The sequence below is a fragment of the Qipengyuania sp. BR81-2 genome, from assembly GCF_055693895.1.
This window is the reverse complement of the sequence record NZ_CM146344.1, coordinates 1,071,948-1,092,013: the sequence shown is the minus strand read 5'-3', so window position 1 is coordinate 1,092,013 and position 20,066 is coordinate 1,071,948. Positions and strand designations below refer to the sequence as shown.

Genomic DNA, 20,066 nt, shown 5'->3' with positions numbered 1-20,066 from the left:
GTCGCGGCGTTCTCCGCGCTTTCCCTTCGTGAGCAAGGTGCAGGTCCCGACCGAAATCGAAAGCTGGTTCTCCGGCCGCGGCTGGCGCGTGCGGCGGCACCAGGCCGAGATGCTCGAGGCGAGCGATGCGGGGCGTCACGCGCTGCTCGTCGCGGATACGGGGGCGGGCAAGACGCTGGGCGGTTTCCTGCCGACATTGGCGGCCTTCGCACCATCACGTCTCGATGGTGCTGAGCCGCCAGAAGGCCTCCACACGCTGTACGTGTCCCCCCTGAAGGCGCTGGCGCATGACGTGCAGCGCAACCTGCTCACGCCGATCGAGGAAATCGGCCTGCCCATCAAGGTCGAGACACGCAGCGGGGATACGCCGTCGGACCGCAAGAAACGCCAGCGCACCAGGCCGCCCAATGTCCTCCTGACAACGCCTGAGAGCCTCTCGCTGTTGCTTTCCTATCCCGACAGTTTCGAGATGTTCGTTGGTCTCAAGCGTATTGTGATCGACGAGGTCCATGCCTTCGCCACCGGCAAGCGCGGCGACCTTCTCGCGCTTGCGCTTTCGCGTTTGCAGGCGATTGCGCCCGACCTCCAGCGGACCGCGCTTTCGGCAACTGTCGCCCGCCCTGAAGGCTTTCGCGAATGGCTCGCGCCGTGGGGCGAGATCGACGAGGTCGCGCTGGTGCAGGGCGAGGAGGGCGCGCCTGCCGAGGTCGAGATCCTGCTGCCCGACGAAGAGCGCGTCCCTTGGGGCGGGCACGCCGCGACATGGGCGATCCCGCAGCTCTATGAAGAGATCCGAAGCAACAACACGACGCTGGTCTTCACCAACACGCGTTTTCTCGCCGAGTACATTTTCCAGCACCTGTGGGATGTGAACGAGGAGAACCTGCCTATCGGCATCCACCACGGGTCGCTTTCGAAAGAGGCGCGGCGGAAGGTGGAGGGCGCGATGGCGCGCGGCGAACTGCGCGCGCTGGTGGCGACCGCGAGCCTCGATCTCGGTGTCGATTGGGGCGATATCGACCTCGTCGTGCAGATGGGTGCGCCCAAGGGCTCTTCGCGGCTTCTCCAGCGAATAGGGCGCGCCAACCACCGGCTCGACCAGCCGAGCCGCGCGCTCCTCGTGCCCGGAAACCGCTTCGAATTCCTCGAAGCGACTGCGGCCAAGGAAGCGGTCGACGAGGGCAAGCGCGATGGCGAGGACTTCCGCCCGGGTGGCCTCGACGTTCTCGCCCAGCACGTCATGGCGTGCGCCTGCGCCGCGCCTTTCCAGGAAGACAAGCTCCTGCGCGAGGTTAAGTCGAGCCTCGCCTATGCCTGGGTCGACGAGGACGTCTGGCAGCGCGTGCTCACTTTCGTCGCCACGGGCGGCTATGCGCTGCAGGCATACGACAAGTTCAAGCGCATCGTGCGCGACAAGCAGGGGGTGTGGCGATTGACCCATCCCGAACAGGCCGCCCGCCACAGGCTCAATGCCGGGATCATCATCGACAGCGAGATGCTGGAAGTGCGGATAAATTCCGGGCGCGGGCGGGGCGGGCGTAGCCTCGGCAAGGTCGAGGAGCGTTTTGCCGCGCAGTTGAGCCCGGGCGATACCTTCGCCTTTGCCGGCATGAGCCTCGAAGTGGTCAAGCTGCAGGACATGGAGGTGTTGGTGAAGGCCGCGACCTCCAACGCCATGATCCCGAGCTATGGCGGCGCGCGCATGCCGCTCACCACGCATCTTGCCGAGCGCGTGCGCACGATGCTGGTCGACCGCGCAGGCTGGGCGCGTTTTCCCGACGATGTGCGCGAATGGCTGGAGGTGCAGGACTGGCGCAGCCAGATGCCGGGGCCGGGGCAATTGCTCGTCGAGAGCTTCCCGCATGCCAAGCGGCATTACTCGGTCTATTACACTTTCGAAGGCTGGAACGCGAACCAGAGCCTCGGCATGCTTATCACACGGCGCATGGAAGATCGCGGGTTGATGCCCGGCGGCTTCGTCGCGAACGACTATTCGCTCGCGGTATGGGGCCTGAAGCCGGTCGATGATCCTGCACCGCTCCTCTCGCCCGATATCCTGCAGGACGAATTCATCGAGTGGGTGCAGAACTCCCACCTGCTGCGCCGTGCGTTCCGCGAAGTCGCGGTGATCGGCGGACTGGTCGAGCGCCAGCACCCGGGCAAGCGCAAGACCGGCAAGCAGGTCACCTTCTCGACCGACCTCATCTACGACGTGCTGCGCAAGTACGAACCCGACCATGTGCTGCTCGAGGCCGCCTGGGCGGATGCGCGCGAGCGGATGACCGATGTCGGCAGGCTCGGCGACCTGCTGGACCGCTCGGCCGAACAGCTCGTCCATGTGCAGCTAGACCGCGTCAGCCCGCTCGCCGTTCCGGTGATGGTGATGATCGGGCGCGAGGCTACACCGCAAGGCTCGGTCGACGATGAGCTGCTGCTCGAGGCGGAAAGCCTCGCCGATGCGGCGATGCGGGTCGAAGGCCTTGGCGAGGACCTGCTCGACTAGAGCCCGAAGGCCTTGAGCCCAGCGTCGAAGGCGCCTTCGAGGCCGCGGCGGACTTCGCCGCCCTGCCGCCCGGCGAGAGGCGCCTCCTCGATGATCAATATGCCGCCGCTGTCCTGAACCTTGTCCTTGAACAGTGGCTCCCGGCCGAAGAGGTAGGGCGCAAAGGTCTCGGTGCGCGTGACCGAATAGGCAAGGTCGGCGCTGAAGCCTACCAGCTGGTCCTGTCCGAAAATGCGTCCCTGCTCGGCGCGTTCGACACGTACGCCGCGTCCGCCCTTGACTACCAGTCTTCCAGGCCCGTGGAAGACGAAGAAGCGCAGCTGCATGGTGAGCCAGGCGTTGAGGTTGAACAGGCGCCAATGGCTCGTGATGCTCATCGTTTCACCTGTCGGCTGGACCAGAGCGACTAGCGCGCGCGGATGGAGGACGCAGGCGGATTTTTCGGGCAGCTCGATCTCCGTGAGCTCGGCAAAGGGATCGCGGACTGCGGATACGGTGCTGGTACCCTTGCCGCGAATGCGGGTGAGGAAGCCGAGCCCTGCGGCAAGGCTTGAGATGGGGTGTTTGTAGTCGAGCAGCCACTGGGTCGCCTTCTCACCCTCGACCGCGCTGGTCTGTAGATAATCCTGCCGGATCAGCAGTTCTTCACTTTGGTCGAGGGTGACGGACAATGATACGTGCGATCGTTCGGCCACCGGGTCAGGCGCAGCAGAAAGGCCGGGGATCTCGATCCGGATCGAAGGGCGCCGCGCAGCCATGGGTGCGAACACGTAGTAGAACAGCGTCCGGATGATGAAGGGCATCGCGATGATGCCGAGCAGGATCAGCAAGGCATTGCGCATGGTGCGCGCGAGCTGGTGGCGTTCTGCAAAAGCGGTCGCTTCGTCCTGCATGGTCTCGCGAGCGAGGACCAGTTCCTCTCGCTTCCTTCCTGCTTCCTCGTCCGCTTCGCGCAACAGTTTCGTGCTGGCGGTCATCGCCGAATCCATGGTGGCCTGTCCCTGCGAAAGAGCATTGCGGGCCGATCGCTCGGCCAGCTGGGCCTGGGTCAGGAGTTGCCTTTGTGCGCGGGCCAAATTGCATGCGGCGTTCATTTCCCTCTCGAGACGCCGCTCCTTCCGAGAATAGATCATCTGGTCGATGAAGCCGCCCGTTGCCTCCTTCCAGGCATCGGTAGCCCTGGTACATCTGCTCTCCGCACCCGCAACTCCGGCCCTCAGGCTCCGAACTGTGCTCGCGGCATCGCGCAGCTGTTCGCGGAGCCCGCCGGGTTGCGCCAGCGAAATGCTGGTATCGAGGAAGCTGATCTGGCGCGAGAGCTTCTCTATTTGCAGCTCGAGGAGGGTCCTCCCGGCCATTGCATCGACATCCAGGGTGAGGGCCTGCCTGGTCCGCTCGACGTCCGAGGGCAGCTGTTCGGCCAGCTCGCCGCGTTCCTTCTCCGCTTCCGCCTTGGCGCGGCGAAGCTCGGCGAGAGTGGCGTTGCGGGTCTCTTGTTCGAATGCCTCGAGTTCCTGCCCGGCCAGCTCTGTCTGGCGGGAAATTTCGGCCTGTGCCTCGCGTGCGGATTGCTGGGCCGCTGCCAGCCGTGTTTCCTCTGCGAACGCCGCCTCTTCCTCTTTGGCGAGTTCCTCGCGCGACTGGGTCCAGACGCTATGCGCGACGAGCGCGGCGACGATCAGCGCGAACAGGAGTGCATTGCGAAAAATCCACCCGAAAACGGCCTTGATTGCGCCCATGCAGCCTCCCTTGGCGGCGGGTTATCCCAGCAGGGGCGGAAGCTGTCTATGAGGTTTTCGCCACTCAATACGGATAGGATTGTCACCATCCCTGCGAGACATTGCATGGCAGGAGCGGGAGACGCTGGTCGACCGGAACGGGGCGACCCGCTTTGCCGAATGCCCTGTGCTGCTCGATTCCACCGAAGCAGAAGTCGGTGCGGGCATTGCCGCTCTTTTCGACGAGAGCGAGAACCTTGAGGCTGTAGTCATGGGAGGCCCGGCCATCGGGTGTGAATACGAGGCCGCGGGACCCTTTGAAGTAGCGTCGTTCCTGGAGGATATTTGCCAGCTCGCTCATCGAAACTGGCTGGGCATTCCAGAACACCTGATCAGTTTCAGTCACGGTCAGGCGGTCCGTGGGGATGCTGAGGCCCGCAGTGTGGGCCGGTGTCGGGTTCGGCAAGTCGAACACCAACGCATGTGTCTTGGTCCCGCTTGCGGCGAGCAGGATGACGATTGCGAGCAGGGTAACCAAGATCGCGATCGGTCGCGTGTCTATCGCGCGGATCGGCTGGCCGTGATCGTATCGAGCGCGACGCACGACACGAGCCTTGGCGCTGCGATAGGTCACCGTGCGGCGTCGAAGTTTCGGTACTTATGGTTGCCCACGAAGGCGAATTTCTCGATTCCCGCGTCCTTGATAAGCGCGATAGTCTGCGCGGATGTCTGGTAGCTGGCCAGGGCATCGGGCTCGAAGCGGACGACTGGTTGGCGTTCCTGGGCTGCCGCCGTGGCGAGCTGGTTGAGGAGCGTCTGCCGGTCCATCTGCGCCCCGTTCCAGTAGAGCCGGTCGCTGCTATCGATGTGCACGACATTGGTCTCCAGCACCTCTTCCGGCCCCTCGCCGTTGGGCAGCGGTATGAGCAGGCTGTGGGTGGCGATCGGAACCACCATGATGAACATGATCAGGAGAACGAGCAGCACATCGATGAACGGGGTGACGTTCATGTCGCTGAACATCGAATCGGGTGCGGGAGTGCGACGGGCGGCGAAGGGCATGAGCAGTCTCCTCTCAAGCAAAATGTGATAACATCACAAAAAGCAAGTAATTGCAAATCGAGGGGATTGTCACGAGCGTGATGTCCTGATTCGACGTCGCCGCGAGACACAAAAAAGGGGGCGGATCGCTCCGCCCCCTTTCGAGATTCGTTCCGGTCGAACTTACTGCATGCCGGCCTTGCCGAAAGTGCGGTAACGCTCGTTGCCGACAAAGCCGAACTTCGAGACGCCGCTCGCCTTGATGATGTTCAGCACGCGGGCCGACAGCTCGTAGCTGGCGAGCGCTTCGGGCTCGAACTGCAGCTCGGGCTCGGGATCAATCGTCAGCGACTGCTGAAGGAGGTTGACCAGGTCACCCTCGTTGATCTCGTCACCGTTCCACAGCATCCGGTCGTCCTGGGTGAGCACGAGCTTGTTCTTGTCGGGCTCTACAACCGTGGGCGGCGGGTTCGGGTTGGGCTGCGGCAGGTCGATATCGACCGAGTGGGTCGCGACCGGGATGGTGATGATGAACATGATGAGGAGAACGAGCAGGACGTCGATAAGCGGCGTCATGTTCATTTCCATCATCGGGCTGCCATCGTCCTTGCCGCCTGACATTGCCATGGTGGGATACTCCTAGAAAATTGGACGTGCTGTCCGGCCCGCGAAGGACCGATCAGCCGTTCGGATCGACCGGGTTCGAGATGAAACCGACCGTCGGATAGCCGGCCGACTGGACGTTGTAGATCGCACCTGCAACGCAGGACCACGGAGCGTTCACGTCACCACGGATGTGGACCTGGGGGATGTCCTCCGGGTTCTCCATAATCGCTTCGGGACCGCCAGCGCGCTGAACGATCGTGTCGAGACGCTCGAACGCCTGGTCATACAGCTCTTCCGAGGTGACCGGGGTCGTGTTGTTGAAGTAGACGCGGCATTCACCGTTGCGCGCGGCACCTTCGAAGCCGGGTTCGCCTGCGCTTCGGCCGTTAGCGTCGCTGGTGCTTACGGTCAGCAGCAGGTTCTCCACCTTATCCTTCGATTCTTGCGATTCGAGGATGGGGATCTCCAGCTTTTCGATCGTCTGGATCGCGACCGGGACCGCGATGAGGAAGATGATCAGAAGCACCAGCATCACGTCCACGAGCGGCGTGGTGTTGATGTCCGACATGGGCGTTTCGCCGCCGCCTCCCATCGAAATCGCCATAGCTTAAATCCTATTCTTACCTGAGTTCACGCGTGAGAAAGGCGAAGGGCGCGGGCGAAAGGATATCCGCCCGCGCCTGATTCACTTAGCTCTTCGGCGTGGTAGCGCCGGTAGCGGGCTTGGCACCCGGAACCGTACGGCCGGCAGCAGCCTTGCCAGCAGTCTTCGTCGAAGCTGCGGTCATCGGCTTGATCGAACCGTTCGAGTTGATGTTCGCCAGGAGATCGGTCGAGAAACCGGTCATCAAGTCGGCGATACGACGGTTGCGGCTCTGTAGCCAGTTGTAGGCGAAAACGGCCGGAACGGCGACGAGGAGACCGATGGCGGTCATGATCAGTGCCTCACCAACCGGGCCTGCGACCTTGTCGATCGATGCCGAGCCGGCCATGCCGATGTTGATCAGTGCGCGGTAGATACCGATCACGGTGCCGAGCAGGCCGACGAAGGGAGCGGTTGCACCCACGGTCGCGAGGAACGGCAGGCCGCCTGCGAGCTTGGCGTTGATCGAGTGCTCCGAACGAGCCAGCGTGCCGTGCATCCAGTCGTGGGCTTCGAGCTTGTCGTTCAGCTTGGCGTGCTTTTCTTCAGCAGCGACCGCGTCGTCGACGAGCTGGCGCCATGCGCTGTTCTTTTCCAGCTTGGTGGCGCCTTCCTTAAGGCTGTTGGCGCGCCAGAACTGGGTCTTCACACCCTTGTACTGGTTCATGACCTTCTGCTGTTCGAACAGCTTGGTGAACAGGATGTAGAACGAGCCCACCGACATGATGACCATCACACCGAGAATGAACCAGGCGACGAAGCCGCCCTGTTCCATGGCTTCCCAGAAACCGAAGGAGCTGGCCGGAGCCGCAAGAAGCGAGATATTCATAGCGAGAAATCCTCTTTGAAAATTGTCGTTATCGCCGACTTGTCCCTAGTCGGGCAGAACGTAACGGATCGATTGGTTTGTAGTCGAAGAAATCGGGTTGCCGGCAGCGTTGAGTGCCGGGTTGTAGCGCGCATAACGCTGCATCCCGCGGCAGGCTGCCTGGTCGAGTGCGCTCGAGCCCGAGCTGCCGGTGACAGCACATGCCTCGACGCGACCATTGGCACCCACGGTGATCCGCATGGAAACCGTACCCTGCTCTTCCCGGCGCAGCGCGCTGGAAGGATAGTCGCCCTGAATACGGGCGGCCCAACGAGCCAGGTTGTCCGGGCTTGCGCCACGCGCCATCGAAGGCGGAGGTGGCGGTGCCGGGGGTGCGGGCGGCGGGATAACGAGCGCCGGCGGTGCAGGCGGCGGAATCGTCGTCTGCGTGCGAGATCGGCGGCGGCGCAGGCGCGATGTTGATCGGCGGCGGCGGCGCGACCGGGGGCGGCGGCGCGGTCTCGGGGATGTCTTCCGGCGGCGGCGGCGGTTCGTCTTCCGGCTCCGGCGGCGGCGGTTCTTCCACATCGATCGTCGTTACGCGTTCGACCACTTTCTGGACTGCATCATATGCAAGGCCGGTGATCAGCGCATAACCGAGTGCAATGTGGATGAGGGCAACGATGATGATCGCGACGATGCGATTGCCACTCATCTCTTGGTCAGCATAAGCCATTCGGTTGCATCACTCCATCGTGTCTACCCGATTCGCATCGGGCCATTCTGACGCCATGGGGGCTGGGTAGACCTGGCGATCTCCCTGGCGCCGTATTCCATATTCACCTGCGCGAACCCTGTAAGGAACGACGGCGATCGACCCGGGTTGTTCCAAAATACCTCCAAAAGAGGCGTTGAAGCAATATTGTATCATGAACCCGGTTCAGGTGCTCCCCTTAGCTGCCATAAAGGGCAGGGGCAAACGCTTTATCGGTTAACCGGCGATTCACGGCACCCTAGGCAAGCCGTTCCGGAAAGCATACCGGGCCATGTGCAAGCCGCCCAAGCAAACGTTTCAAAAGGTTCCTTTCCGCCCATGCTCCGCCTCCGCAACTTCCTCATCTGTGCCACCCTTGCCGCCGGCGCACCCTTCGCCGCGCAAGCGCAGGACGGCGGAGTGCCGATCCTGACATATGCGGACACCGTCTCGCTCGCCGAAGACGCGGCAATGGTCCTGCGAGTGGAGATTCGCGACCAGGTCGCTCTCAAGCCCGAACGCGCGCCCGACGTGGCTCCCGGCCATGTCCGCCTGTTCGTCGAGGCCCGCACCCTGGCGCTGATCGCGGGCAACGTGCCGGTGGGCGAGGAGCTGCGCTACCTTGTCGATGTGCCGCTGACAGCGAAGGGCAAGGCGCCCAAGCTCAAGAAGAGCGAAATGATCCTCTTCGCGCGTCCCGTGGCCGGTCGCCCGGGCGAGATCCAGCTCGTGGGTGAGGGCGCCCAGCGCCCCTATTCGCCCTCCTTCGAAGCGCAGCTTCGCCCTGTCCTGAGCGCGCTCGTCGCTCCCGATGCGCCGCCTCGCGTCACCCGTGTTGCCGATGCTCTGGCCGTCGAGGGCACTTTGGTGGGCGAATCCGAAACCCAGCTCTTCCTCGATACCGAGGCGGACGGACCCGTGTCGATCACAATCGTGCGCCGCCCGAATCAGGCGCCGCGCTGGGGCGTGTCCTGGACCGAGATCGTCGACCAGTCGGCGCGCGCTCCACAGCCCGGCACGCTCGCCTGGTACCGCCTTGCCTGTTCGCTCCCCGCCGAATTGCCCGGCGCCGCCAATCTTTCACGCGATTCGCGTGCACGCGCGCTGGCTGCGAGGGACTACGCTTTCGTGCTCGAGCAGCTCGGACCCTGCGAGCGCAACCTGCCGCGCTGAGGGCTTTGCGCGAATCCGCGCTTAGCCCCCCACAAGACAAACTGGTTCACTTGCGCGGGCCGGGTGCGCTAGTCGGCAAAGCCATGGAGCCTTTCCGACATACCTTCCGCGTGCGCTATGCCGAGGTCGACCCGCAGGCGGTCGTCTTCAACTCGCGCTATCTAGAATATGCCGACGTGCTGGTAACCGAGTTCTTCCGCGACGCGCGCAGTCGAGGGATGCCGGCCGACGCCGAATTCCACGTCCGCAAGGCCGAGGTCGACTATATCGCACCGGTCCGTCTCGACGAGCTGATCGAGGGTCGAATGACAATCGAGGGTATCGGCAACTCGAGCATGAAACAGCTCATCACACTGCACGGTGCGGAAGACGATTCTTTGCGCGCGGAGATCCGCCTCCTCGCGGTGCATGTCGACCTGCCAAAGGGCCGCCCCACACCGGTCCCCAACTCCGTACGCAAGGCCTTCGGTTTCCCCGAGCTGGAGAATGCCGATGGCTGAGCCGCTTCGTATCGCGCTTGCCGGGCTCGGCACGGTCGGGACCGGCGTGATCCGCCTGGTCGAGACGAACCAGGCGATGATCGCAGCACGTGCGGGCCGCCCGATCGAGATCGTCGCCGTGACCGCACGCGAACGTGGCCGCGACCGCGGCGTCGACCTCTCGCCCTATGCCTGGGTCGATGACATGCAGGCCATGGCGGAGCGTGACGATGTCGACGTCGTGGTCGAACTGGTCGGTGGTTCCGACGGCCCGGCGTTGACGCTGGCACGCGCCGCGCTCGATGCAGGCAAGGGCTTCGTCACCGCGAACAAGGCCATGGTCGCACACCACGGAATGGAGCTGGCAGAACTTGCCGCGATCAAGAAGGCACCGCTTGCCTTCGAGGCTGCCGTCGCCGGCGGCATCCCGGTGGTGAAGGGCCTTCGCGAAGGCACCGCTGCCAACGCGCTCAACCGGATTTACGGAATCCTCAACGGCACCTGCAACTACGTGCTTTCCGAAATGGAGCAGACCGGCGCGGACTTCGACGAAATGCTCTCCGCCGCGCAGGAGAAAGGCTATGCCGAGGCCGACCCTGCCTTCGACATCGAAGGCGTCGATGCGGCGCACAAGCTGGCCATCCTCGCGGCCATCGGTTTCGGCACGCGGATCGATTTCGAAGCGGTGCGGACCGAAGGCATCACACAGGTGCGGGCGAGCGATATCGCGCAGGCCGATGCGCTCGGCTACGTCGTCCGCCTAGTCGGCATTGCGACGCTGGAAGATGGTGATGGCGAGTGCCGCCTGTTGCAGCGCGTACGCCCTTGTCTCGTACCGTTCCGCCATCCGCTGGCTGCCGTGACGGGCCCGACCAATGCGGTGGTGGCCGAGGGTGACTTCTCGGGCCGCCTCCTATTCCAGGGCGCAGGCGCGGGCGACAAACCCACCGCCAGCGCGGTCGTGGCCGACCTTATCGAAATCGCCCGCGGCCAGTCGGGCGCGCCTTTCTCGGTTCCCGTATCTTCGCTTCAATCCTGTGCAGAAGCCGATCCGGGCGACCGTGTCGGGCGCGATTACATCCGCTTCACCGTTGCCGACCGCCCGGGCGTGCTCGCTGAAATCACCGCCGCAATGCGCGATGCGGGGGTTTCGATCGAAAGCCTGATCCAGCGCGGCCGTGCTGCCGAAGGCGGGGATGTGCAGGTGGCGATGGTGACGCATGAAGGCCCCGAACGTTGTGTAAGCCAGGCGCTTGCACTGCTCGAGGGATCGGAAAGCCTTATGGCAACTCCTCTGGTGATGCCGATCCTGAAAGACTGACATCGCCGTCTTCCTCGTCGCTTCTGAGTGGCGGCGGCAGGCCAAGTTCACCAGCGTTCGACTGCAATGCGCTGCCGCTGGCGATGATGACCGAACCGTCCGGCCCATAGTCGTTGCCGCGTGGAGCGAGACCGCGCGCGACCCGATCGGCGTCGGAACCAACGGGCGTATCGGGAAGCTCGTCGAAATCGATTATGTAAGCGGGTGGCGGCGGGCAGGGTGGAACTACGCACAGGCCGGACACGGTTGCCTTGCCCCGAAAGATACCGGGTCCGGCGGTATCGGGCGCGAGGATGTCGTTGTGATACGCCGTGCGCTCGGCGTGCTTACGCTCGGCGGTCTCCTTGTCGTAGAGCCTGTTTTCATCGCCCGTCCGCTCGCGGCAGACCACGATTTCACCGAACAGGATCGCGGCTTCCTGCTCCTCGATACATTCCGGGTTGTATTCGGGCTCGTCGGTGATCGGCTCGGCGAGAATGTCGATGCGCTCGGGAGGCTCGCCGCCCCGCTTTTCGAGCGGCTCTTCCTGCGCGATTGCCGTTGGCGGCGATGCGGCGAGCAAACCGCCTGCAAAAACAATCGCCAGATGTCTCGACAATCCAATGCTCCTGCGGCTATCCGCCCTGCGAATACGAATGCACGGGCTGCAGGCCCGGGTCTTGCCAAACACGCTTCAAGGACTGAACCACCCATGAACTCGCCTTCGCCTTCGGACAATCCGCTCGACCGCGTCCTCGTTCTCGAGATGGTCCGCGTGACCGAGGCTGCGGCAGTTGCCGCCTCGAAGCTGATCGGCCGCGGTGACGAGAAGGCTGCCGATGCGGCAGCGGTCGAAGCGATGCGCAAGGCTTTCGACACGCTCTACATGGACGGCACCGTGGTGATCGGCGAAGGCGAACGCGACGAGGCCCCCATGCTCTTCATCGGCGAGAAGGTCGGCGGTGCTCCGGGCAAAGGCCCGAAGATCGACATTGCGCTCGATCCTCTCGAAGGCACCACCATTACCGCCAAGGCTGGCCCTAACTCGCTCGCGGTGCTCGCTGCGGCGGCCGAGGGCTGCCTGCTCAATGCGCCCGACGTCTACATGGACAAGCTGGCCGTCGGGCCGGGCTATCCGGCGGGCATTATCGACCTAGCCAAGACGCCGACCGAGAACGTGACGGCGGTGGCAGAAGCCAAGGGCGTGAACCCGTCGGACATCATCGTCTGCGTCCTCGACCGCCCGCGCCACGCCGACCTGATCGCCGAACTGCGCAGCATCGGCTGCGGCGTCGTGCTGATCGGTGACGGCGACGTTGCCGGCGTGATCGCGGTGACCGACGAGGACACCACGATCGACATGTACATGGGGCAGGGCGGTGCGCCCGAAGGCGTGCTCGCGGCAGCAGCGCTGCGCTGCGTTGGAGGCCAGTTCAACGGCCGCCTCGTGTTCCGCAACGACGACGAGAAGGCGCGTGCGGCGAAGTGGGGCATCACCGACCTCGATCGCATCTACACCCGCGACGACTTGGTGAAGGGCGACTGCATTTTCGCTGCCACCGGTGTCACTTCGGGGAGCCTTCTCGAAGGCGTGAAGTACCGCCGCGGCGGCACCATGACGACCGAGAGCGTCGTGATGCGTGCAAGCTCCGGCACCGTCCGCTGGATCAAGGGCGAGCACAAAATCTGACGAGAGCCGCGCAAAACCGCGCCCCTCCATGTTGCAATCCCATGACTCTCGGCTAGGCGGAGGCAACAGCCGCGCTCACGGGGATTCGCTTACATGAAAATCATGGCCGCCAACTCGAACCTGCCGCTCGCTCGCGCGATCGCAGCCTATCTCGAAATGCCGCTTGTCGATGCAGGCGTCCGCCGCTTCGCCGACGAAGAGATCTTCGTCGAGATCCACGAGAACGTGCGCGGCGAGGACCTCTTCGTGGTCCAGTCGACCAGCTACCCGGCCAACGACAATCTCATGGAGCTGCTGATCTGCATCGATGCGCTCAAGCGCGCATCGGCGCGGCGCATCACGGCGGTTGTTCCCTATTTCGGCTATGCCAGGCAGGACCGTAAGCCCGGCCCGCGTACGCCGATCTCGGCCAAGCTCGTGGCCAATCTCATTACCGAAGCGGGCGCCGACCGCGTGCTCTCGGTCGACCTGCACGCAGGCCAGATCCAGGGCTTCTTCGATATCCCGACCGACAACCTCTATGCCGCGCCCGTCATGGCTGCGGACATTCAGGCGCGCTACGGCGACCAGGACTTGATGGTGGTTTCGCCGGACGTCGGCGGCGTGGTGCGCGCCCGCGCGCTTGCCAAGCGTCTCGACAATGCCCCGCTGGCCATCGTCGACAAGCGCCGCGATCGCCCCGGCGAGAGCGAGGTGATGAACATCATCGGCGACGTTAAAGGCCGCCACTGCATCCTGATCGACGACATCATCGATTCCGGCGGCACGCTGTGCAATGCGGCGCAGGCGCTGCTCGACCAGGGCGCGAGCTCGGTCGCAGCCTACATCACACACGGCGTGCTTTCCGGCGGCGCCGTGGCACGTGTCGACGGCTCCGCTCTAAAGGAGCTCGTGATAACGGATTCGATTCGCCCGACCGACGCGGCACAGGATTCAGACAAGATCCGCATCCTCACAATCGCTCCGCTGATCGGCGAGGCCGTGCGCCGCATTGCGGACGAAAGCTCGGTCAGCTCGCTGTTCGACTAAGGCTCCGCCTTGGGATTGCGCCAGGGAACATCCTTGATTCCCAGCTCGTGCATCGCTTCGGCGCGGCGCATCTGCCTGATCTCGAGATCGATCCGTAGCAGGATTGCAGCTTCCTTCGAAAGCGCGCCCGGCGAAGTGCCGAAATAGGCCTGGATCTCGCGTGTCATGTGGGGCTGGTCGAAATAGCGCAGCCTGAACTCGGCCTCGTCATCGGGCATGGCGACACCCAATAGCGCCGCGGCCATGTCGAGCGCGCGCGCGCGCCTGAGCGCCTGCTTTGGAGACAGGCCGAAGCCAGCCCTGATCTGCCGTTCGAGCGTCCGCCGGCTCATACCGAACTCGTCGGCAAACTCCTCCATGTCGAACTCGGGATCGGTCAGTACCCTCCGGTAGAATGCCAGCACCACCTCAGGCGGCTTCGCATTCACCCTCCGGAACAATATATGCCGCGCGACGGCCTCGAATGTATCGAGCCATTTCTCGCGGCTGTCTTGGGAATTGAAGATCGAGCGATCGGCTTCGACCGGAACGCCCTCGTCGAAGCACTCGATCCGGTCGAGCGTGTCTTCGTGGCGGAGGCTCTGGTCGAGCGGTGGTGCGCCTGGGTGGAACTGCAGGATGAGAAATCGCAAGGGCCCCTCGACGCTGACGGCCATCGCCTTTGTCTGGGGCCCGAAATAGAGTGTCCGGCTCCGCTCGGTGGCATCGAATTCCTGCACCCCGTCGGCGGTTTCGAAACGCCATTTTCCGGCCAGCAGTACGCGGATTGCCGGATTGGCTGCGAACAGGTGGCAATTCTGCGGCTCACCCTTGGTGTCGATATCTCCGACCGCGAGTGACTGGACCCAAGGTGCGATATCCGCCGCTGGCGCTCGGCTGTAGGCAAGCGGGAGCCCGTCGGGCGTGGAGCCGGTGCTCGAAGTGAGCGACGGAATTTGTCCCTCGGCCGATTGCTCTTCATTCAATCGTGAATCGCGTGCTATCTCTGCATCCCCCAGCGCGACCCGAAGGGCAGGAAACCTTGGGCTTCAACTTGCGGATTGACGGCGGCCTGTCAAACCCCCCGGCGAGCCGACCGGATCAATCGCCGGCGTAGGGTTCTGCCGCAGGGTCGCGCCACGGTTCGATCATATCGGGCGGGAGGAGCGAGAGCGCCTGCACCCGGCGCGACTGGCGCACTTCGAGATTGAGGCGGAGGAAGGGGTGGCTTCCGGTTCTCAGCTCCTGCGGGGTGGTGCCGAAGAAAGCCTTGATTTCACGGATGAGATGCGACTGGTCGAAGTAGCGAAGGCGCAGTTCGGCCTCTTCCTCCTCCATGGCCACGCCGAGCAATGCGGCCGCCATGTCGAGCGCGCGTGCCCTGCGGCACACTTGCTTTGGCGACAAGCCGTAGTCGCGCTTGATAATTCTTTCCACGGTGCGCGTGCTGCAATCCTGGCGCGCGGCAAACTCGGTCATCGAGAAGGACGGGTTCGCTAGCGTTTCGTGCTCGAAAGCGAGTGTGATTGGGTCGGGGGGTGCGGTACCGTTGATCTGCAGGAACTTTCGCAATTCGTGTTCGAAAGTCTTCAGCCACTCGAGCGGCGTGCCGTCGACGTGAAAGCGCGAGCTCAGGCTGCCGTGGCCGACCAACTTGTCGTGATCGATGATGCGGTCAAGCATGTCTTCCTGGCGTGGTCCGCCAAGCACCGAAGCTGCGCCCGGGCCGAGATGGACGCTCAGGACCTTGATCTTGCCGTTACCCGCGATCGGCATAATTCTGGTCTGCGGCCCGAAGTAAGCTGTCATGCCTTCTTCGCCAGGGTCAAGGACGACCTCGCCATCGCGGGTCTGCGCCGTCCAGCGCCCACAGAACAGAATCCTGATGATCGCGTGATCGTTGAACATTCCGTCGACGATCTGGTGACCTTCCGGAATCTCGGCATCCGTCACGCTGAACCATGTGAACCAGGGCGCAAGGTCGGGCGAGGGCTCATGATTGAAGGCGAGCGGATCCCCACCGCGGGTGCGACCCGTGCGGGATAAAAGCTTCCCCGGTTCCCGGCCGGGGGATGTTCCTTCGCCTTCACGGCTCATGCGGGTTTCCCTGTGGCCCCTGTCGGCTTTGTACACTGTTTCGGCGCTTTTGCACCTGCAACATTCGCTGGCTTCAAATCGGCTTGCCTGATAGCGGCGCGCGTATGGCTTCCAGCAAGGATCTCGCACTCGCAAACCGTCTCGCCGATGCAGCCGGCGAGGCCATCAGGCCGCTCTATCGCGGCGAATGGTCTCAGGAGCAGAAGGCCGACCGCAGCTTCGTCACCGAGGCGGATCGGGCGGCCGAGGCTGCCATGCGAGCGATCATCGAGAGCGAGCTGCCGGACGATGGCATCGTCGGCGAGGAATATGGAACCCGTAACGAGGGCTCCTCTCGCCAATGGGTGCTAGACCCCATCGACGGAACGACCAGCTTCATCGCGGGCCGTCCGATCTTCGGGACGCTGATTGCCCTGCTTCAGGATGGCTTCCCGGTGCTCGGCATCATCGATCAGCCCATCGGGCGCGAACGCTGGGCCGGACGCACCGGACACGCCACGACCTTCAATGGAAAGTCTGTCCGCGCGTCGGCCTGTCGCGAACTGTCGGGCGCGGTGTTGGCGACGACCACCCCGCACCAATTCTCCGACCATGAAGCCGACCACTTCATGGGGCTCGCCAAGTCGGTCGCCGAGCGCAAGATCATCTATGGCGGCGACTGCTACAATTACGGCCTGGTCGCGAGCGGCCATGTCGACATCGTTTGCGAGGCCGGTCTCAAACTCCACGACTTTGCTGCGCTCGCGCCCGTCGTCGAGGGGGCCGGTGGCCTCATGTGCGACTGGTCGGGCGGCCCCTTGCATGCCGGAAGCGACGGCAATGCGCTCGCGATCGGTGATCCTGCACGCCTCGAAGATGTCCTCGAGGCCATGGGATTGGCGTAATTGCGCAACAGTGTCCGGATGGCTGTAGTAAAAGCGCCACTGTAAACTTGCGGGCAAGGTTTCTCGCGTTAGCAATCCCTCGTGCCGGAGTTTCGGCAACTGAATGAGGGTCAATATTACCATGAAGAAGATTGTATTTGCGCTCGCAATGGCGGGTGCCTGCATGCCTGTGGCGGCACAGGCACAGGACGGCGACTACGGCTATGAAGACGAGCGTCCCGCTCCTGCTTCGCTTGAGAAGTCGGGCATCCGCTTCGAAGGCCGTGTTTTCTACGAGCGTATCGGCGATCCCGAAGACGACATCATCTACGAACTCGGCGATGCCGTCGGTTTCGGTGGTGAAATCGGCTACGACATCGCTGCAGGCGACAACCTCGTTGTCGGTCCGTACTTCACCTATGACGTGTCGACCGTCGAATCCTGCGATCTCGACCTGTGCCTTTCCTCGGACGGCTTCTGGGCCGCCGGGGTGCACGTCGGTCTCACCACCGGTGAAAGCGGCCTCGTTTTCGGCAAGCTCGGCTACAGCCAGCAGAGCCTGACGCTCGAGGGTAGCTTCTATGACGTCGTGCTCGACCAGACCTTCACCATCGACGAAACCGAAAAGGGTGGCGGTTACAACTTCGCCTTCGGTTACGAGCATGGCTTCAGCGAGAACGCCTACGGCCGTGTCGAAGTCGGCATCAGCGAGAACTACGACCTCTACGGTTTCGATTTCCAGCGCTCGAACATCGGCGCTGCTTTCGGCGTGCGCTTCTAAGCCAACCGACAGGATCGCGTTCTGGGGCGGGGCGGCAATCGGCCGCTCCGCCCTTTTTCTTGCCCGAGGGGCTGGCCCTTGGCGGGGGATCGGCTACCAAGTCCGGCATGACGGCTTCCAATTCGCTTGAGGGAAAGACCGCGCTGGTCACCGGCGCGGCGCGAGGATTGGGCCTCGCCATCGCGCAGGCTCTCGCCGATCACGGTGCGAGCGTCTGGATCAACGGGCGCGACGAGGCGGCGCTAAAGGAATCTGCTGCGCGCATCGGCGCCAGTGCATGCCCGCTGGCCTTCGACATTACCGAGGATGCAGAATGCGAGCGCGCGTTTGCGCAGATCGCCGAAGAGGGCCTCGACATCCTCGTCAACAATGTCGGACAGCGTGACCGGCGCGCATTCGAGGAAATCGGCCGCGTGGACATGGCGCGCCTGCTCGATGCGAACCTCGTCGCCCCCTTCGACCTCGCGCGCCGTGCTGCACCGCTGCTACGAGCATCGCCGCAGGGGCGGATCATCAACATCACTTCCATCGCGTCCGAAATCGCGCGCGGCGATGCATCCTATACGGCGAGCAAGGCGGCGCTCGACGGGGTGACCCGCTCGCTTGCAGCAGAACTTGGTCCCGACGGTATAACGGTGAACGCCGTCGCGCCCGGCTTCGTGCTGACCGAGGCAAACGACGAATGGTTTACCGGCACCACCGAAATCGCCGAGCACCTGCAGCGGCGCACCTCGCTCGGCCGATGGGCTAGCCCCGAGGAGATCGCAGGCCCCGTCGCCTTCCTCGCATCCGATGCCGCGTCGTACATTACCGGCCACACGCTCATCGTCGATGGCGGCTACGTCACCCACTTCTGACTTGCATTTGGTGGGGGAATCGCTATCTGCGCGGCCTTCACCGACACGTGATTCATCTGCCGGTCTGGCCGTAAGGGCTGCCAGGGCTGGTTGGACGTGTCTCTGATAAGGAGATGAAAATGCCCAAGCTGAAGACCAAAAGCGGTGTGAAGAAGCGCTTCAAGATCACCGCAAACGGCAAGGTCAAGCACGGTGTGGCCGGCAAGCGCCACCGCCTGATCAGCCACAATGCGAAGTACATCCGCCAGAACCGCGGCACCACTGTCCTGTCGGAAGCCGACAGCAAGACGGTGAAGAAGTGGGCGCCTTACGGCCTCGACTGATCGCGAACTAAGGAGATACTGAAATGCCTCGCATTAAACGCGGCGTGACCACGCGCCAGAAGCACAAGCGGCTCCTAGACCAGGCCAAGGGCTATCGCGGTCGCCGCAAGAACACCATCCGCGTCGCTCGCCAGGCCGTCGAAAAGGCCGGCCAGTACGCATACCGCGACCGCAAGGTTAAGAAGCGCAACTTCCGCGCCCTGTGGATCCAGCGTATCAACGCTGCGGTTCGCGCAGAAGGTCTTACCTACTCGCAGTTCATGCACGGCACGAAGCTTGCCGGCATCGAGCTCGACCGCAAGGTCATGGCCGATCTCGCCATGAACGAAGCTGCGGCTTTCAAGGCGATCATCGAGCAGGCGAAGAAGGCCCTGCCGGCCTAACCCGCGCGAAAACACATAATAGAAACGGGCGCTTCCCCTTTCGGGAGGCGCCCGTTTTCTTTTTTTGGCGTGGCGCAGATCGTCTTATGCCGCTAATACAGGCCCATGGAACACGTCGGCCATTCATCCGACAGGAAACCGGGCTTGGAGGTGCAGTTCTTCGCTCCGCCGCCAGACCTCAAGGCGTGCTTCGGCAATTTCTACCGGCTCGAAGTCAGCCTGCCGCGCGGCCAGACCGTCACCGACTATCTCCAGCCCGCCTGGGCGAACCTGCGTTTCGCCGACAAGAACCCGCCGAAGGCGCAGCCGCTCGATAGCGACACGGAGCTCAGCGCGCGGTTCTCGGTGACCGGTCCGACCAGCAAGGCCAATCGCTTCACCATCGGTTCGACTTGCCTGTGGGGCATCGCGCTATCCCCGCTCGGCTGGGCCCGCTTCGTGAGGCGACCGGCGAAGGACTATCTCAATGGACTTTGGGACGGGGAGAAGCACCCGGATTTTGCGTCGCTTGCCCCGCTGTGCGGCATCCTGTGCAATTCCTCGCATGATCCGGAAGAGCAGGTGGAAGACATGTGCGAATTCTTCCGCTCGCTTGCCCCGCCGCCGCGCGACGAAGAGCGCATACTTGCGATCCAGCATGCGATGGAAGATCCGCACCTGCTGGAAGTCAGGCAACTCGCCGAGAGGACTGGGCTCAACGTTCGCACTCTCGAGCGGATTTGCGGGCGCCATTTCGGCCTCCCGCCGAGGGCGCTTCTCAGGCGGCAGCGCATGATGCGCAGCCTCGCGGCTTTCATGCTTTCGGACGAGAAGAGCTGGACCCGCACGATCGACGCGCATTACCATGACCAGGCGCATTTCGTGCACGAGTTCCATGACTTCATGGGCATGAGCCCGAGCGAATATGTGTCAATGCCGCACCCGATCCTCAACGCCTTCATGCCGAACCAGAAGCGGGTCTGGGGCACTCCGGCGAAGGCGGAGGAGCTGCCGGCCGCGCAGAGTGCCGGCGCCACCTGACGGGCCGCCCGCTCCGTTT

21 protein-coding genes and 1 pseudogene are annotated in these 20,066 nt (G+C 63.6%); 12 read left to right on the top strand and 10 right to left on the bottom strand.

Annotation, left to right across the window (positions count from 1 at the left end; all coding sequences use genetic code 11):
* Window positions 1–28: 28 nt before the first annotated feature.
* The gene (locus ACZ1G8_RS05375) at window positions 29–2,503 is read left to right on the top strand and encodes a ligase-associated DNA damage response DEXH box helicase (protein WP_472680812.1); all 2,475 of its coding nucleotides are present in this window, start codon (window positions 29–31) and stop codon (window positions 2,501–2,503) included.
* Here the strand turns inward: ACZ1G8_RS05375 and ACZ1G8_RS05370 are convergent.
* The 7 genes and pseudogenes from ACZ1G8_RS05370 to ACZ1G8_RS05340 form a co-directional block, all read right to left on the bottom strand.
* On the bottom strand, window positions 2,500–4,242 hold the full coding sequence (locus ACZ1G8_RS05370) for a hypothetical protein (protein ID WP_472680810.1): 1,743 nt from the start codon (window positions 4,240–4,242) through the stop codon (window positions 2,500–2,502). The two genes, ACZ1G8_RS05375 and ACZ1G8_RS05370, sit on opposite strands and share 4 nt — an antisense overlap.
* Window positions 4,243–4,324: 82 nt before the next feature.
* On the bottom strand, window positions 4,325–4,825 hold the full coding sequence (locus ACZ1G8_RS05365; RefSeq protein WP_472680808.1) for an ExbD/TolR family protein: 501 nt from the start codon (window positions 4,823–4,825) through the stop codon (window positions 4,325–4,327).
* Between the two features lie 26 nt (window positions 4,826–4,851).
* Complete coding sequence (locus ACZ1G8_RS05360) at window positions 4,852–5,283, bottom strand: ExbD/TolR family protein (RefSeq protein WP_472680807.1); 432 nt, start codon at window positions 5,281–5,283, stop codon at window positions 4,852–4,854.
* Between the two features lie 162 nt (window positions 5,284–5,445).
* A complete protein-coding gene (locus ACZ1G8_RS05355) occupies window positions 5,446–5,889 on the bottom strand; it encodes an ExbD/TolR family protein (RefSeq protein ID WP_472680806.1) in 444 nt (147 codons plus the stop codon).
* 52 nt (window positions 5,890–5,941) lie between these two features.
* Complete coding sequence (locus ACZ1G8_RS05350) at window positions 5,942–6,472, bottom strand: ExbD/TolR family protein (protein ID WP_472680805.1); 531 nt, start codon at window positions 6,470–6,472, stop codon at window positions 5,942–5,944.
* Between the two features lie 85 nt (window positions 6,473–6,557).
* Window positions 6,558–7,340, bottom strand: a complete 783-nt coding sequence (locus tag ACZ1G8_RS05345; RefSeq protein ID WP_472680803.1) for a MotA/TolQ/ExbB proton channel family protein — start codon at window positions 7,338–7,340, stop codon at window positions 6,558–6,560.
* 45 nt (window positions 7,341–7,385) lie between these two features.
* Window positions 7,386–8,055, bottom strand: a pseudogene (locus tag ACZ1G8_RS05340) (energy transducer TonB).
* A 357-nt stretch (window positions 8,056–8,412) separates the two neighbouring features.
* Between ACZ1G8_RS05340 and ACZ1G8_RS05335 the strand changes: the two are divergent.
* The 3 genes from ACZ1G8_RS05335 (at window position 8,413) to ACZ1G8_RS05325 (ending at window position 11,046) form a co-directional block, all read left to right on the top strand.
* Window positions 8,413–9,246, top strand: a complete 834-nt coding sequence (locus ACZ1G8_RS05335) for a hypothetical protein (protein ID WP_472680801.1) — start codon at window positions 8,413–8,415, stop codon at window positions 9,244–9,246.
* An 83-nt stretch (window positions 9,247–9,329) separates the two neighbouring features.
* Window positions 9,330–9,746 carry an acyl-CoA thioesterase gene (locus ACZ1G8_RS05330; protein WP_472680799.1) on the top strand — a complete coding sequence of 139 codons (417 nt, stop codon included), beginning with the start codon at window positions 9,330–9,332 and terminating at the stop codon, window positions 9,744–9,746.
* Window positions 9,739–11,046: a homoserine dehydrogenase gene (locus ACZ1G8_RS05325; RefSeq protein ID WP_472680798.1), complete on the top strand. Its 1,308-nt coding sequence runs from the start codon at window positions 9,739–9,741 to the stop codon at window positions 11,044–11,046. The genes ACZ1G8_RS05330 and ACZ1G8_RS05325 overlap by 8 nt, the downstream gene beginning before the upstream one ends.
* On the opposite strand, the gene ACZ1G8_RS05320 is transcribed toward ACZ1G8_RS05325, so the two are convergent.
* The gene (locus ACZ1G8_RS05320) at window positions 11,006–11,644 is read right to left on the bottom strand and encodes a hypothetical protein (RefSeq protein ID WP_472680797.1); all 639 of its coding nucleotides are present in this window, start codon (window positions 11,642–11,644) and stop codon (window positions 11,006–11,008) included. The two genes, ACZ1G8_RS05325 and ACZ1G8_RS05320, sit on opposite strands and share 41 nt — an antisense overlap.
* A 93-nt stretch (window positions 11,645–11,737) precedes the next feature.
* On the opposite strand from ACZ1G8_RS05320, the gene glpX reads away from it, so the two are divergent.
* Entirely contained in the window at window positions 11,738–12,715 is a 978-nt protein-coding gene (gene glpX / locus ACZ1G8_RS05315) for a class II fructose-bisphosphatase (protein WP_472680795.1), read from the top strand.
* Between the two features lie 93 nt (window positions 12,716–12,808).
* Window positions 12,809–13,744 (top strand): ribose-phosphate pyrophosphokinase, encoded by a 936-nt coding sequence (locus ACZ1G8_RS05310; protein WP_472680794.1) that lies wholly within the window; start codon window positions 12,809–12,811, stop codon window positions 13,742–13,744.
* Here the strand turns inward: ACZ1G8_RS05310 and ACZ1G8_RS05305 are convergent.
* Together ACZ1G8_RS05305 and ACZ1G8_RS05300 are read right to left on the bottom strand one after the other, a co-directional pair.
* The gene (locus ACZ1G8_RS05305) at window positions 13,741–14,709 is read right to left on the bottom strand and encodes a helix-turn-helix transcriptional regulator (protein WP_472680792.1); all 969 of its coding nucleotides are present in this window, start codon (window positions 14,707–14,709) and stop codon (window positions 13,741–13,743) included. The two genes, ACZ1G8_RS05310 and ACZ1G8_RS05305, sit on opposite strands and share 4 nt — an antisense overlap.
* A gap of 115 nt (window positions 14,710–14,824) precedes the next feature.
* Window positions 14,825–15,820 (bottom strand): helix-turn-helix domain-containing protein, encoded by a 996-nt coding sequence (locus tag ACZ1G8_RS05300; RefSeq protein ID WP_472680791.1) that lies wholly within the window; start codon window positions 15,818–15,820, stop codon window positions 14,825–14,827.
* Between the two features lie 104 nt (window positions 15,821–15,924).
* On the opposite strand from ACZ1G8_RS05300, the gene hisN reads away from it, so the two are divergent.
* The 6 genes from hisN to ACZ1G8_RS05270 all read left to right on the top strand — a co-directional run bounded on the left by hisN (window position 15,925) and on the right by ACZ1G8_RS05270 (window position 20,047).
* Window positions 15,925–16,704 (top strand): histidinol-phosphatase, encoded by a 780-nt coding sequence (gene hisN / locus ACZ1G8_RS05295; protein WP_472680790.1) that lies wholly within the window; start codon window positions 15,925–15,927, stop codon window positions 16,702–16,704.
* A gap of 121 nt (window positions 16,705–16,825) precedes the next feature.
* Window positions 16,826–17,464, top strand: coding sequence for a hypothetical protein (locus tag ACZ1G8_RS05290; protein ID WP_472680789.1), 639 nt, complete (start codon window positions 16,826–16,828; stop codon window positions 17,462–17,464).
* A gap of 107 nt (window positions 17,465–17,571) precedes the next feature.
* On the top strand, window positions 17,572–18,321 hold the full coding sequence (locus tag ACZ1G8_RS05285) for an SDR family oxidoreductase (protein WP_472680787.1): 750 nt from the start codon (window positions 17,572–17,574) through the stop codon (window positions 18,319–18,321).
* A gap of 119 nt (window positions 18,322–18,440) precedes the next feature.
* Window positions 18,441–18,644 carry a 50S ribosomal protein L35 gene (rpmI, locus tag ACZ1G8_RS05280; protein ID WP_067466022.1) on the top strand — a complete coding sequence of 68 codons (204 nt, stop codon included), beginning with the start codon at window positions 18,441–18,443 and terminating at the stop codon, window positions 18,642–18,644.
* A 23-nt stretch (window positions 18,645–18,667) separates the two neighbouring features.
* Window positions 18,668–19,027: a 50S ribosomal protein L20 gene (gene rplT / locus ACZ1G8_RS05275; RefSeq protein WP_221427406.1), complete on the top strand. Its 360-nt coding sequence runs from the start codon at window positions 18,668–18,670 to the stop codon at window positions 19,025–19,027.
* Window positions 19,028–19,132: 105 nt separating this feature from the next.
* Window positions 19,133–20,047 (top strand): AraC family transcriptional regulator, encoded by a 915-nt coding sequence (locus ACZ1G8_RS05270; protein ID WP_472680785.1) that lies wholly within the window; start codon window positions 19,133–19,135, stop codon window positions 20,045–20,047.
* Window positions 20,048–20,066: the final 19 nt, after the last annotated feature.